Here is a 12,892-nt window from a genome sequence, read left to right on the forward strand (position 1 = left end):
CCAGTAACGGAACGCCGGGGCCCGCGACTCTGGAAACGTGCAGGTCCTGTCGCTACCCTCCGCGCATGATTTCCACGGTTGTCTGGGGTACCGGCAACGTCGGCCGTTTGGCCATCCGTGCCGTAGAGGCCCATCCGGCGCTGAAACTGGCCGCCGTCATCGTCCACCATCCCGACAAGATCGGCCGCGACGCGGGCCGGCTCGGTGAACTCGACCGCGACACCGGGGTCGTGGCCACCGACGACATCGAGGCGGTCCTCGCCGCCGGGCCGCAGGCCGTCGTCTACGCGGCCTCCGGCGACACCCGCCCCGACGACGCGCTCGCCGACATCACCCGGGCCATCCGGGCCGGCGCGGTCGTCGTCAGCCCCGCGCTCTACCCGCTCTACGACCACCGCAACGCCCCGCCCGAATTCCGCGATCCGGTGGCGGCCGCCGTCGCGGAGGGCGGCGGCTCGCTGTTCGCCTCCGGCGTCGACCCCGGCTGGGGCAACGACGTACTCCCGCTCCTGCTCAGCGGACTCGGCACCACCATCGACGCCATCCGCTGCCAGGAGATATTCGACTACTCCACCTACGACCAGCCGGACTCCGTCCGCCACCTCGTCGGCATGGGCCAGCCCATGGACTACGAGCCGATGATGCTCATGGCGTCCGTCCCGACCATGGTGTGGGGCGGGCAGATCCGCATGATCGCCCGGGCGCTGGGCGTCGAACTCGACGAGATCCGCGAGACCGTGGACCGCCGTGCCCTCGACGCGACGGTGACCACCCGGACGATGGGCGACTTCGCGGCCGGCACCCAGGGCGCCATCCGCTTCGAGGTGCAGGGCATCGTCGACGGCGAACCCCGCATCGTCATCGAGCACGTCACCCGCATCCACGCCTCCTGCGCCCCCGACTGGCCGTCGCCGCCTGACGGCGGCGACGGCGCCCACCGGGTGGTCATCGAGGGCCGCCCGCATATCGAGGTCACCATCGAGGCCACCGACGAGGGCGAGAACCGTTCGGCGGGCGGCAACGCCACCGCCGTCGGCCGCCTGGTCGGTGCCATCGACTGGCTGGTGGGGGCAGAACCCGGCCTCTACGACGCCCTCGACGTCCCCCTGCGTCCCGCCGTCGGCAAGCTCGGAAGGAAAAAGCCATGAGGATCGACGTACCCGAAGGCCGGCACCCGATCGAGTACGTGTGGGGCGACATGGTCCCCGGGATCGGGATGGCCGCCGCGAACTTCTCCCTGTCGGTGTACGCCCACACCACCCTGGGGCTGCGCGAGTTCGAGGCGGCCCGGCTGCGCGTCGCACAGATCAACGGGTGCGTGTTCTGCCTCGACTGGCGGACCGAGCGCGACGGGGAGAAGGTCGAGGAGGAGTTCACCGACGCCGTCACCGAGTGGCGCACCACGGACCGCTTCGACGAGCGGACCCGGCTGGCAGCGGAGTACGCGGAGCGCTACACGCTCGACCACCACAACCTCGACGAGGAGTTCTGGGAGCGGATGACCGCGCACTACAGCCAGCTGGAGATCGTGGAGCTGACGATGAGCATCGGGTCCTGGCTGGCCTTCGGCCGGCTCAACCACGTGCTCGGCCTCGACAGCGTGTGCGTGTTGCCCGGGCACTGAGGCCGGCGGAACGGCAAGGGGTCCGGGGCCGGCCGGTACGTCCGGCGGCCCCGGGTCTGCGTGCGGATCGCCTACAGGTCGGTGGCGATGATGTTCTCGATGTTGCGCTCGGCGAGCGCCGTGATGGTGACGAACGGGTTCACGCTGGTGTTGCCGGGGATCAGCGCGCCGTCGATCACGTACAGACCGGTGTAGCCGTGCAGGCGGCCGTGGTTGTCGGTGGCCTTGTCCAGGACCGCGCCGCCGAGCGGGTGGTAGGTGAGGTGGTCGCCCCAGATCTTGTCGGTGCCGAACAGGTCCGTCCGGTAGATCGTCCCCTCCTTGGAGTTGATCTTGTCGAAGATGGTCTTGGCCATGTCGATGGACGGCTGCTTCCACGCGGTCTGCCAGTTCAGCTCGACCGCGCCCGACGCCGCGTTGTACGTGAACTCGGCGCGGTTCGGGTTCTCGGTGATCGACAGGTAGAAGGAGGCGTACGTCTCGATCCCGGTCGGCAGCGGTGCCACCTCGGCGAACGCCCCGCCCGCGTCCCAGTTGTCGATGCCGCCGCAGGGGATGGCCGCCTGGACCTTGCCGGTCGGGTCCCAGAGGTGGTTGGCCCGGCCGCACATGACGTTGCCGTTGTCGCCCCAGCCCTTGCCGATCTCGCTGTTCAGGGCGGGCAGCGCGCCGGTGGCCTTGAGCTTCACGAGCAGCTTGCTGGTGCCCACGCTGCCGGCCGCGAAGAACACCTTGTCGGCGACCACGGTCTTCGTGGCGGTCGTGGCGCCGGTGGTGTCGATCTGGTCCATGACGACGGTGTAGCCGCCGCCGGCCGCGGGGGAGACGGAAGTGACCTTGTGCAGCGGGGAGATGGTGACCCTGCCGGTGGCCGCGGCCTGGGCGAGGTAGGTCTTCTGCAGCGACTTCTTGCCATGGTTGTTGCCGTAGAGGATCTCCCCGGCGACCGCGGACTTGGTGACGGTCCCGGCCGCCTCCTGCTTCATGTAGTCCCAGTCGTACACGTCGGGGACGAAGACGAAGGGGAAGCCGGAGCGCTGGGCGTGCTTGCGGCCGACGCGCGCGAACTGGTAGCAGTCGACGGTGTCGAACCAGGCCGGGTCGACGAGGCCGACCCCGAGCCCGGCGTTGGCCCTCGGGTAGTAGGTGGAGTACATCTCGTCGGCGTTCACCGACGGGAGGATGGCGCCGAAGTTCGCGCGCTTCGGGGTGACCGCCATGCCGCCGTTCACCAGCGATCCGCCGCCGACGCCGCGGCCCTGGTAGACGATGATGCCGCCCATCTCCTCGGCGTCCAGGATCCCGGTGTAGCGGGGGATGTCTCTGTCGATCGGGAAGCCGAGGAAGTTGCTCAGGGGCTGCTTGGTCCTGGTCCGCAGCCAGTAGGAGCGCTGGTCCGGGCTGGTCGTGTTGCAGAAGATCTTGCCGTCCGGACCCGGCGTGTCCCAGGCCATGCCCATCTCGATCATGTGGACGTCGACGCCGGCCTGGGCGAGCCGCAGGGCGGCGACGGACCCTCCGTAGCCCGTGCCGATCACCAGGGCCGGTACGTGCGCGCCATTGTCTACGGGGCCGGCGGCCGCTGCGGTCGAGGCGAAGGTCCGCGCATGGGCCGGGGTGATCTGACCGGCGAGGGCCGCAGCGCCGATAATGGAACCTGTTCTGGTGATGAATCGGCGACGCGAGATTCCATTGGGGCCGTTTATGTTCAGGGCCTTGTCGCCCATGTGGCCTTCCTCACTCTTGGCGGAATGGGAACGAGTTCTACTGCTGGGCGCATGGGAAGTCACTACATACGTCTAGGTAACTTTCGGCCGGTCACGTCACGGGGACGCCCGGCCCGGGGCGCCGGACCCAGCCCAGGACCAGCAGGGACGCGACCGCGGCGAAGGCGCACCAGGTGGAGGCGAATTCCAGCCGCCACAGCGCTGAGCAGGCCAATGCTCCGGAGCCGAGCACCGCGCCGAGGAGTCGCAGCAGCCGGTCGCCGGACAGTGCCAGGGCGCCCAGCGTGGCGAAGAGGTAGCCCGCGAGGACGAGCGGCATCCACGGAACATTCACGCCGTAGCCGAGGGTGTGGCCCCGGATCCCGGCGACGGCCGGCCGGGTCGCGAGGCAGTACGCGAGCACCGCGGCGGTGGCGAGGCCGGCGGCGGCCGGCCCCCACAGGCGGCGGCGGTCCTGCGGAGCTGCCGCGAGCAGGACCCCGAGCGGCACCCACAGCGGCAGTACGGGCAGGGCGACCACCGCCCAGGCCGTGGCGGCCGGGCCGCAGCCGCCGCCCGCGTGCCACACGGCGGCCTCCACCAGCTGGTGGACGCCCAGCAGCAGCGGCAGCGCGGCGACGGGCAGATCGCGGGGCCGCCGTACTCGGGCCAGGCACACGATTCCGGCGGCGGCGATGACCGTACCCGCCGTCAGATCGGCCGTGGCGTTCCAGCACATGGCGCCTCCGCGGAGGGCCCCCTCCCACCGTACGGGCAGCCTCCGCGCCTTCGCGCGGCGACCGTCAACCCCGGAGCGGACCGGGGCCGGGCCCCGCGCCGGTCACTGCTCCGCCGTCCGCGGGGGTTCCAGCGGCGGGGACGACATCGCGCAGTACGTGCGGCACTGCGGGTGGCACGCTCCCGGGACGGGCGTGCGTACGGTCGCCCAGGCCACCGCGGCCCCGAGCACCAGCGCCCCCGCGCACCACGGCATGGCCCGCCCGAAGGCCGCGTCGAACTCGGACGCCGAGCGGTACGCCTCCGGCCCCATGCCGGCCAGCAGCGGCAGCGCCGCCACGGCCAGCAGTCCGGCCGCCCGCGCGGCCGCGTTGTTGATGCCGCTGGCCAGACCCGCCCGGCCCGGGTCCACCGAGGACAGCACGGTCGCCGTCAGCGGGGCCACCAGGGTCACCATGCCCATGCCCAGCACCACCATCGCCGGCAGCACGTCCCGTACGTACGCGGCGTCCGGCCCCACCCGCAGCGACAGCAGCATTCCGGCCGCGCACAGCAGGGGACCGACCGTGAGCGGGATCCGTGGCCCGATCCGCTCCCCGAGCGCCCCCGACCGGGACGACAGCAGCAGCATCAGCACGGTCGTCGGCAACAGCGCGGCCCCGGCGGCCAGCGCCGAGTAGCCGGAGACCACCTGGAGCTGGAGCACGATGAGGAAGAAGAACCCGGCGAAGGCCGCGTACACGCACAGGGTGACCAGGTTGACGGCGGTGAACTGGCGGGACGCGAAGATGTCGGGCGGCACCATCGGATCGTCCCGGTGCCGCTCGACGTACACGAACGCGGCGGACAGCAGCAGGCCGCCGGCCGCCGCGGCGATCACCAGCGGGGCCCCGGACCGGGCCTCGATCAGCGCGTACGTCAGCAGGGCGAGGGCCGCCGCCCCGAGCACGGCGCCGAGTACGTCGAACCGCCCGTGCGCCTGCGGATCACGTGATTCCGGTACGTGCCGCAGGGCGACGGGCACGCATACCGCGGCCACCGGCACGTTCAGCAGGAACACCCACCGCCAGCCGGGCCCGTCCACCAGCCAGCCGCCGAGGAACGGTCCCACCGCCGCGCCCACCCCGCCGAACCCCGACCACAGCCCGACGGCCCGGGCCCGGTCCTCGGGGGCGATCGAGCCCTGGATCAGCGCGAGCGAACCGGGTGTCAGCAGTGCGCCGCCGATGCCCTGAAGGGCCCGCGCGGCCACCAGCACCCCGGCGTTCGGCGCGATCCCGCACAGCAGCGAGCCGCCCGCGAACCACACCACCCCGAGGACGAAGATCCGGCGTCGCCCGAAGCGGTCGCCCAGTGCCCCGCCGACGAGGATCAGCCCGGCCAGGGTCAGCAGGTAGGCGTTGACGGTCCACTGGAGCACGGCCAGATCGGCGCCGAGATCCTCCCCGATGCGGGGGAGTGCGACGTTGACGACGGTCGAGTCGAGCAGGGCCATGGTCGACCCGAGCACGGTGGCCAGCACGATCCATCGGCCCCGGGCGGACGCGAGTGCGACCCCGGGCCCGGCCGGCGCGCCCTCTGCCACACCCGGAGCCGGATCGGTCATGCCTTCAGGCTGGCCCGCCGGGGCCGGAAGGGCCACCCGGGCGCGCAGCATACGGCTCATTAGGCCCTCTTGTAATGAGCATGACCCCTCCTTCACCATGACCGCGCACGTCGCGCACGCCCTTCGCGCACAACCTGCACACGGCGTCCGAGGAGGACCACACGTGGCCCAACGCAACAGACGACGATCCTTACGCGCGGCGCTCGCCGCTCTCACCGCAGCCCTGCTCCTGCCCGTCGGAGCAGGTGTCGCAGCGGCGGCGCCGGAACCCGGCCCCACCCCCGGGGCGGCCGAGCGCAAGATCGAGCCGAAGCTCCGCGCCCAGCTCGACGACTCCGCCAAATCCGTCTTCTGGGTCTACCTGGACAGCGCTGCCGACCTCACGGCGGCCGGCCGGCAGCAGACCCGCGCCGCCAAAGCTGAAACGGTTCTTCAGGTCAAGCGGGAACACGCCGCGCGCACCCAGGCCGAGGTGGTCAAGGCCCTGGACGGCGCCAAGGCCGAGTACACCTCGTACTGGATCGTGAACGCCGTCCGCGTCGTCGGCAGCCGGAAACTCGCCGACACCCTCGCGCAGCGCCCCGAGGTCTCCCGGATCGACGCCGACGACAAGGTCACCCTCCCCCGGCCCGCCGAGGGCAAGCGGGAGAACGCCGCCGCCGACGCCGTCGAGTGGAACATCGACCGCATCAAGGCCCCGCAGGTCTGGGACCAGCTCGGGGTGCGCGGCGAGGGCATCGTCGTCGCCAACATCGACAGCGGCGTCGACTACACGCACCCGGCCGTCAACGGCCAGTACCGCGGCAAGAGCGCCGACGGATCGTACGACCACAACTACAACTGGTTCGACCCGGCGGGCGTCTGCCCCACCGCGGCCCCCTGCGACAACAACGACCACGGCACCCACACCATGGGCACCATGGTCGGCGACGACGGCGGCGCCAACAAGATCGGCGTGGCCCCCGGCGCCAAGTGGATCGCCGCCAAGGGCTGCGAGAGCAACTCCTGCTCCGAGGCCTCCCTCCTCGCCGCCGGCCAGTGGATCGTCGCCCCGACCGACCTGAACGGCCGGAACCCGCGCCCCGACCTCGCCCCGCACGTCGTCAACAACTCCTGGGGCAGCGCGGCGCACGACGACTGGTACCGGCAGATCGTCGACACCTGGCGCGCCGCCGGCATCTTCCCCGCCTTCTCCAACGGGAACGCCGGACCCGGCTGCGCCACCAGCGGCTCGCCCGGTGACTACGCGAGCTCCTACAGCTCCGGCGCCTTCGACATCAACGGCGCGATCGCACCGTTCTCCTCGCGCGGCGCGGGCCCCGGCGGCATCATCAAGCCGAACATCGCGGCCCCCGGCGTGAACGTCCGGTCCTCCGTTCCCGGCGGCAGGTACGAGGCCTTCTCCGGCACCTCCATGGCCTCACCGCACACCGCGGCCACCGTGGCCCTGCTCTGGTCCGCCGCACCCGCCCTCGAAGGCGACGTCACGCAGACCGAGCAGCTGCTGAACGGCACCGCGCAGGACACCGACAACGGTCAGTGCGGCGGCACCGCCACCGACAACAACGTCTTCGGGCAGGGCAAGCTCGACGCGTTCGCCGCCGTCTCCGGCGCCCCGCGCGGCGCAATCGGCGCCGTCTCCGGCACCGTCCGCTCGGGCGGCGCACCGGTCGCGGGCGCCAAGGTCACCGCCACCGGCCCGATCGGGCGGACGACGACCACCGCGGCCGACGGCACCTACACCTTCCGCTCCCTGTCGGTCGGCGCCTACACGCTGACGGCCTCCAAGTTCGGCTACGGCCAGGAGACCGCGACGGCGACGGTGACCGAGAACGCCACCGCCACCGGCGACTTCACCCTCACCCAGGCCCCCTCCGGCAAGCTCACCGGCACCGTCACCTCGGCCGCCGGACCCGCCGCGGGCGCCACCGTCACCGTCACGGACACCCCGGTGACCGCGACCGCCGACGCACAGGGCCGCTTCGAGGTCACGCTGCCGCACGGCACGTACGAGGTACGGGCCGCGCACTCCTCCCGGTGCGTCACCGACGGCAGCGCCCGGGCCACCGTCGCCGGCGACACCGCCGTGGCGGTCACCCTGCCCGAGCGCACGGACGGCTACGGCTACGCCTGCTCCACCGCGGGCAGCCACCCGTACGCGGCCGGGGACCGGCAGCTCGCGCTGACCGGCGACAACACCACCGAGCGCGTCGACCTGCCGTTCCCGGTCCCGCTGTACGGCAAGACGTACGGCCAGGCCTGGATCGGGACGAACGGCACCGTCAGCTTCGGCGGCAACAACACCGGTGACATCAACGGGGACATCCCGAGCACGGCCACGCCCAACGCGGCGCTGTACCCGTTCTGGGACGACCTGGTCGTCGGCGCGGCCGGCAGCGGCTCGGGCGTTTTCACCGCCGTCACGGGCACCGCCCCGCACCGGACGTACGTCATCGAGTGGCGCGACGTGGCCCACTGGTCGGCGCAGACCGACAAGTTCTCGTTCTCGGCGGCGATCGGCGAGGACGGCACTGTCGCGTACACGTACAAGGGGACGGGCGGCACCGGCATCAAGGGCGGGTCCACGGCCACGGTCGGCGTGGAGAACGCGACGGGCACCGACGCCTTCAAGTACTCCTTCAACCAGGCGGTCATCACCGACGGGCTGGCCATCGCCTTCAAGACGACCAAGAGCGGAGTGGTCGCGGGCCGGGTGCTCGACGCGAACGACGGAAACGGCGTCGCCGGAGCCACGGTGACCGTCGGCACCGGCGACACTGCGGTCTCGGCGACCACGGCCGCGGACGGCGGATACGTCGTCCAGAGCCCGTCCGGCTCGCGCGCGGTGTCCCTCGCCGCCCCGTCGTACGAAACCGCGGCGGCGACGGTCGACGTCAAGGCGGCCGACGTCACGACGGTGACGCAGTCCCTGCGCACGGGCCGGGTCACCGCCTCCCGGCCGGCGGTCGAGGTCGTCCTCCCCGCCGATCAGAAGCGGACCCGTACCCTCGACCTCACCAACCCGGGCCTCGGCACGGACTTCACGGTGACCGAGGACGCGGCCTGGCTGACGGCCACCCCGGGGACGGGGAACCTGCCGACGGGTGGCAAGGCCGTGGTCACCCTGGCCGTGGACACGACGGGCCTGGCCGCCGGGACGGTCCTGACGGCCGACCTGAAGATCACCTCGGCCAGCGGCCGCGCACCGGTGCTCACGGTGCCGGTCAAGGTCGTGGTCCCGCGCTACCAGGTCGCCCTGGACGCGGGCTCCGACTACGCGGGCACGGACACCCTGGGCGACAGCTGGTCCCCGGACCGCAAGTACACGCCCGGCTCGTACGGCTACCAGGGCAGCTCCTCGGTGCACTCCACCGGCCGCACGATCGCCGGCACCGCCGAGCAGCGGCTGCTGCGCAACGCCCGTGAGGGCATGTACGAATACCGCTTCGACAACGTCCCGAACGGCACGTACACCGTGGAGCTCGGCTTCGCGGAGCTGTCCTCGACGAAGCCGAACAAGCGCGTCTTCGACGTCCTGGCCGAGGGCACGCAGGTCCTGCCCTCACTGGACATCTCGCTGGAGGCGGGCACGTACACGGCCCTGACCCGGACGTACACGGTCACGGTCACGGACGGCGTGCTCAACGTCCGCTTCGTCGCGCACGGGGGTTACGGCAAGCCGCTGCTGAACTCCCTGCGGGTGACGGACCGGCCCGACAAGAGCTAGCCGGGACCGGCGGGGCACGGAGTACGGGGGCGGGGCGCCGCGGGGCGCCCCGCCCCTCGTGCCAGAGCCCTCTGGTTCAGCGCAGGAACGGCCGGTCGCGGTCCGCGACGCAGTGGTGCGGGGCGGCCGCGCGCAGGACGACGTCGAGGGCGCGCTGCGGATCGCACGAGTACGTGCCACTGGCCCAGGCGGCGTTGGCCTCGATCACCGACCAGCGGCCGTCCGCGACACCGACGTCGACGACGATCGCGGACGGGAGGGTGGCGAACGGCAGGCGTTCGGCGAAGGCCACCGCCTCGCGGGCCGCCGGACCCAGGCTCAGGCGGCCGTCCTCGGCGTACCGGCTCGCGGTGTGCACGACGCCGTCGAGGAGGTACGTCCGGTACTCGGCCGTGAAGCGTGTGACATCGCTGACCAGCACTTCGGTCCCAGGGTCCACCGCGTCGGGGCCGGGGAGGCGGGAGCCGTCGGAGTAGACCAGGGCCGGGATCGACTTGTCGTTGGGCGACTTCACGAAGACGGGCCGGCGCAGGGCGTAGGCCTCGCGGATCGGGACCAGGCGGATCTCCCGGCCGGTGAACTCCCGCGGCAGCCGCGCCAGCCAGTCCGTCGGGGCCTCCAGCAGCCCGATCCCGAGCAGCGGGGCCACGGCGTCGGCGAAGGCCGGACCGGCATGCAGGTGCCCGGCGCGCAGCCCTTCGGGCACGGCGAAGGTGTCCAGTCGCACGGTGCCCAGGCCGCGCGCGTGAGCGGCGTCCCGGAGCCGGGCGGCGGAGTCGGTGATGCGGGGCGGAAGGATCAGGTTCACGCGGACGACCCTGCCAGGTGTCCTGGCGGACGGCGCGGGGTTTTCCGAGGCTCCGGGGGCGGCCGTGCCCTCGGGCATTCGGGTGGCCCGGGGTGAATCCGCCACGACTCCGGGGCGGCGCACCTGCGCGGGCGCTCGGGCGGTGGCTAGCGTGGGGCGCCATGACGCTCCAGAGCGACCGGTCCCGTACACCCGAAGCCGCCACCCCGACCGACCGGCCCGAGGCAGCCGACGGGGCCGACCGGCCCGACCCGGCCGACGTGGCCGACGTGGCCGGGGCAGTCGAACCGGCCTACGTGGCCGATGCGGCCGACGGGGCCGGGTCCGCCGATGTGGGCGGGCGGGTTCGGGGTGTGCTGCAGGGGGCGGATCAGGGTGCGGGATGGGCGTTCGGTGGGCCGGACGGGATCCACGGCGGGTCGGTGGCCGGCGGCCGACTCCTCGACGTCGGCGGCCTGGTCCCCGTGCTCGCCCTGTGGCCCGTGATCGGGAGCCTCGTGGCCGAAGAGGCCCTGCGGCTCCACACCCCCCTCGCGGCGTACGGGGCCGAAGCGGCCTCCGGCACGCCCGTCGGCGCCACCACGCACCACCTGCTCAGCCATTCCACCGGCCCCGCGGCCCACGCCGCCCTCACCCGCCTCGCCGAGCACCTCACCGGCAGCCCCCTCGCCGAGCTCGCCGCCACCCGCATCTGGCACCCCCTCGGCATGACCGGTACCCGCTTCGCCGACGGGACCCTGTACGCGCCCCTGACCGATCTCGCCCGCTTCCTGGGCCACCTCCTCTCCCCGGCGGATCACGCCGTCTCCCGCGGCTGGGTCAGCGAGTCCCTCCGCATCCGCACCGGCGAACTGAACCCCGCCCGCGGCCTGCTCTGGCACCCGGCCCCCCATGGCACGTGGTCCTACGGCGAATCCCCGACGGTCTGGGTCTCCCCCCGCGTCCACCGGTGGGCGATCCTCCTCCCCACCCACCTCCCGGGCCCTCTCCGCCAGGCCTTCCGCGAAGCGGTCTTCGCCCCGACTCCGTACGCTTGACGGCGCATTGACGCGACGGGGGGGAGTGGCCGGGATGCGGAGAACCCGACAGACCGTCGTGGTCGGCTCCGAGTTCGACCTGGTGATCAGCCTGTACACCCGGCCCGGGCACGGCCCCGACCCCCGGGTGGAGCACCTGGTCCGTGAGATGCCCGACGGACCGCTGACCGCCGGGGAATCCGTGGCACTCGTACGGCGGCGCCCCCCTGGGCTCTGGACAACGACGCCTTCACCTCGTACCTCTGCGCCGGTCTCGACGTGGCCGAGCTCCTCGTAGGGCTGGAGCCGCCCGGGTAGCGCTCGGAGCGCGGCTGCCGCGAGGCCGACGTACGGTGAGCTCGATGTCACCGACCGTTGGTTTCCGGCTGCGCGCGGAGGTACACGGATGCGCACGCTCCACGAGGCCGCCCAGGACGTGCTGGGCCTACGGCATCGGCGCCCGCCGGAGGCCCTCGCCGCCCGGAACGGCGGTCCGGCGCGGTCCCAGGCGGCCCGATCCCAGGGAGGTGCAGCCATGACCGGTCCCGGTACGACCCAGTCGGCCGTCTCACGCGGGCAGCAGGCGCGGGCCGGGCGCACCCGGTCCGTCCGGTTGGCCGCCGCCCGCGCCCTCCCGCTCTTCGCCCGCGGCTCCGGCGGCACCCGGCCGGCGTTCTCCGCCGACACGCTGCGCGCCCTGCGCGCCCGCCACGGCGGGGCGCCCGTGCTGGTGCGCGGGCTGTCCGGGGCCGTGCTCGTCCTGCTCGACCGGCAGGAACTCCGGCAGTTCTACGACGCCGAACCCGGCGGCGCACCACCACCGTCCCCGCCGGGCACGGGCGGAGCCCGGTCCTGCGGCGCCGTCCGCGGCATCATCGCCGAGGAGGCCCGTTACCTGACGGCCGCCGCGACCCTCGACCTGGCCCGCGCCCGGCGCACCGTGGCCCGCGCCGCCCGCCGGATCGTGCTCGGCGACGGTGCGGCCGCGGGGGAGGAGCAGCTCACCGGCCTGCTCGGCCGGCTGCGCCGCCGCGGCAGGGAGCGCGCCGGGGCAGCCGAGGGGCACACCCTGCTCGGCCGGGCCGGCGCGTACGCCGACCGTGGGGACCAGGTCCTGCGGGCCATGGACAGCATCCCCGCGACCCTGCTGCGCACCCTGCTCCTGCTCGCCGCCCACCCCGCCGAGCAGGATGCGGCGGCCGCCGAAGCCGCCGGACACGAAGCCCGCGGGGAACTGCCCCGGCTGCGCGCCTGCGTACGGGAGTGCCTGCGCCTGTACCCGGCGGTGCCCGACCTGATCCGCATCACCTGTGCCGAGACCGAGTGGCGGGGCGTGCGCCACCCGCCCGGCACCACCGTCCTGCTGCCCGCCCACTTCCACCAGCGCGACCCGGAGCACGTGCCCGCCGCGCACGTCTTCGTACCGGGCCGCTGGAAGACCCCGGGCGCGGACGAGGACATCCGGATGGCCCCGTTCGGCCACGGCCCGGGCCGCTGCCCGGGCGACCGGCTGGGCCTGCTGGTCACCACCGCGCTGTGCGCCGAGGTCCTGCGCCGCCGCCGCATCACGGCCACCCGGCCGGTGCTCGACCCGCCCGGACCGCTGCCGCCGGCACTGGACCCGCGCGGCATCCGGCTCACCCTCACCCGTCGCTGACGCCTCCCTC

10 protein-coding genes are annotated in these 12,892 nt (G+C 73.2%); 6 read left to right on the plus strand and 4 right to left on the minus strand.

The features are described from left to right. Nucleotides 1-65: 65 nt before the first annotated feature. Together ABTY04_RS12725 and ABTY04_RS12730 are read left to right on the plus strand one after the other, a co-directional pair. Complete coding sequence (locus tag ABTY04_RS12725) at nt 66-1,148, plus strand: NAD(P)H-dependent amine dehydrogenase family protein (protein WP_352213364.1); 1,083 nt, start codon at nt 66-68, stop codon at nt 1,146-1,148. Further along, nucleotides 1,145-1,624, plus strand: coding sequence for a carboxymuconolactone decarboxylase family protein (locus ABTY04_RS12730; RefSeq protein WP_352213365.1), 480 nt, complete (start codon nt 1,145-1,147; stop codon nt 1,622-1,624). Before ABTY04_RS12725 ends, ABTY04_RS12730 begins: the two co-directional genes overlap by 4 nt. A gap of 71 nt (nt 1,625-1,695) precedes the next feature. Here the strand turns inward: ABTY04_RS12730 and ABTY04_RS12735 are convergent, their stop codons facing one another. The 3 genes from ABTY04_RS12735 to ABTY04_RS12745 form a co-directional block, all read right to left on the minus strand. Continuing rightward, nucleotides 1,696-3,351, minus strand: coding sequence for a GMC oxidoreductase (locus ABTY04_RS12735; protein ID WP_352213366.1), 1,656 nt, complete (start codon nt 3,349-3,351; stop codon nt 1,696-1,698). A 91-nt stretch (nt 3,352-3,442) separates the two neighbouring features. Next, nucleotides 3,443-4,069, minus strand: a complete 627-nt coding sequence (locus ABTY04_RS12740) for a DUF6629 family protein (protein ID WP_352213367.1) — start codon at nt 4,067-4,069, stop codon at nt 3,443-3,445. 102 nt (nt 4,070-4,171) lie between these two features. Next, nucleotides 4,172-5,674 carry an MFS transporter gene (locus tag ABTY04_RS12745; RefSeq protein ID WP_352213368.1) on the minus strand — a complete coding sequence of 501 codons (1,503 nt, stop codon included), beginning with the start codon at nt 5,672-5,674 and terminating at the stop codon, nt 4,172-4,174. 163 nt (nt 5,675-5,837) lie between these two features. On the opposite strand from ABTY04_RS12745, the gene ABTY04_RS12750 reads away from it, so the two are divergent. Continuing rightward, entirely contained in the window at nt 5,838-9,401 is a 3,564-nt protein-coding gene (locus ABTY04_RS12750; protein ID WP_352213369.1) for a S8 family serine peptidase, read from the plus strand. 76 nt (nt 9,402-9,477) lie between these two features. Here ABTY04_RS12750 and ABTY04_RS12755 read toward each other — a convergent pair whose 3' ends face one another. Continuing rightward, nucleotides 9,478-10,209, minus strand: coding sequence for an ATP-grasp domain-containing protein (locus ABTY04_RS12755; RefSeq protein ID WP_352213370.1), 732 nt, complete (start codon nt 10,207-10,209; stop codon nt 9,478-9,480). 161 nt (nt 10,210-10,370) lie between these two features. Here ABTY04_RS12755 and ABTY04_RS12760 point away from each other — a divergent pair, with 161 nt between their 5' ends. The 3 genes from ABTY04_RS12760 (at nt 10,371) to ABTY04_RS12770 (ending at nt 12,882) form a co-directional block, all read left to right on the plus strand. After that, a complete protein-coding gene (locus tag ABTY04_RS12760; protein WP_352213371.1) occupies nt 10,371-11,246 on the plus strand; it encodes a serine hydrolase domain-containing protein in 876 nt (291 codons plus the stop codon). 34 nt (nt 11,247-11,280) lie between these two features. After that, a complete protein-coding gene (locus tag ABTY04_RS12765) occupies nt 11,281-11,523 on the plus strand; it encodes a hypothetical protein (protein ID WP_352213372.1) in 243 nt (80 codons plus the stop codon). Nucleotides 11,524-11,760: 237 nt separating this feature from the next. Beyond that, complete coding sequence (locus tag ABTY04_RS12770; RefSeq protein WP_352213373.1) at nt 11,761-12,882, plus strand: cytochrome P450; 1,122 nt, start codon at nt 11,761-11,763, stop codon at nt 12,880-12,882. Nucleotides 12,883-12,892: the final 10 nt, after the last annotated feature.

Source organism: Streptomyces sp. NPDC097981 (genome assembly GCF_040302565.1).
GTDB lineage: Bacteria > Actinomycetota > Actinomycetes > Streptomycetales > Streptomycetaceae > Streptomyces.

Coding starts and splice junctions, on each gene's coding strand:
- ABTY04_RS12725 (WP_352213364.1), top strand. CDS start 66: ATGATTTCCACGGTTGTCTGGGGTACCGGCAACGTCGGCCGTTTGGCC.
- ABTY04_RS12730 (WP_352213365.1), top strand. CDS start 1,145: ATGAGGATCGACGTACCCGAAGGCCGGCACCCGATCGAGTACGTGTGG.
- ABTY04_RS12735 (WP_352213366.1), bottom strand. CDS start 3,351: ATGGGCGACAAGGCCCTGAACATAAACGGCCCCAATGGAATCTCGCGT.
- ABTY04_RS12740 (WP_352213367.1), bottom strand. CDS start 4,069: ATGTGCTGGAACGCCACGGCCGATCTGACGGCGGGTACGGTCATCGCC.
- ABTY04_RS12745 (WP_352213368.1), bottom strand. CDS start 5,674: ATGACCGATCCGGCTCCGGGTGTGGCAGAGGGCGCGCCGGCCGGGCCC.
- ABTY04_RS12760 (WP_352213371.1), top strand. CDS start 10,371: ATGACGCTCCAGAGCGACCGGTCCCGTACACCCGAAGCCGCCACCCCG.
- ABTY04_RS12765 (WP_352213372.1), top strand. CDS start 11,281: ATGCGGAGAACCCGACAGACCGTCGTGGTCGGCTCCGAGTTCGACCTG.
- ABTY04_RS12770 (WP_352213373.1), top strand. CDS start 11,761: ATGACCGGTCCCGGTACGACCCAGTCGGCCGTCTCACGCGGGCAGCAG.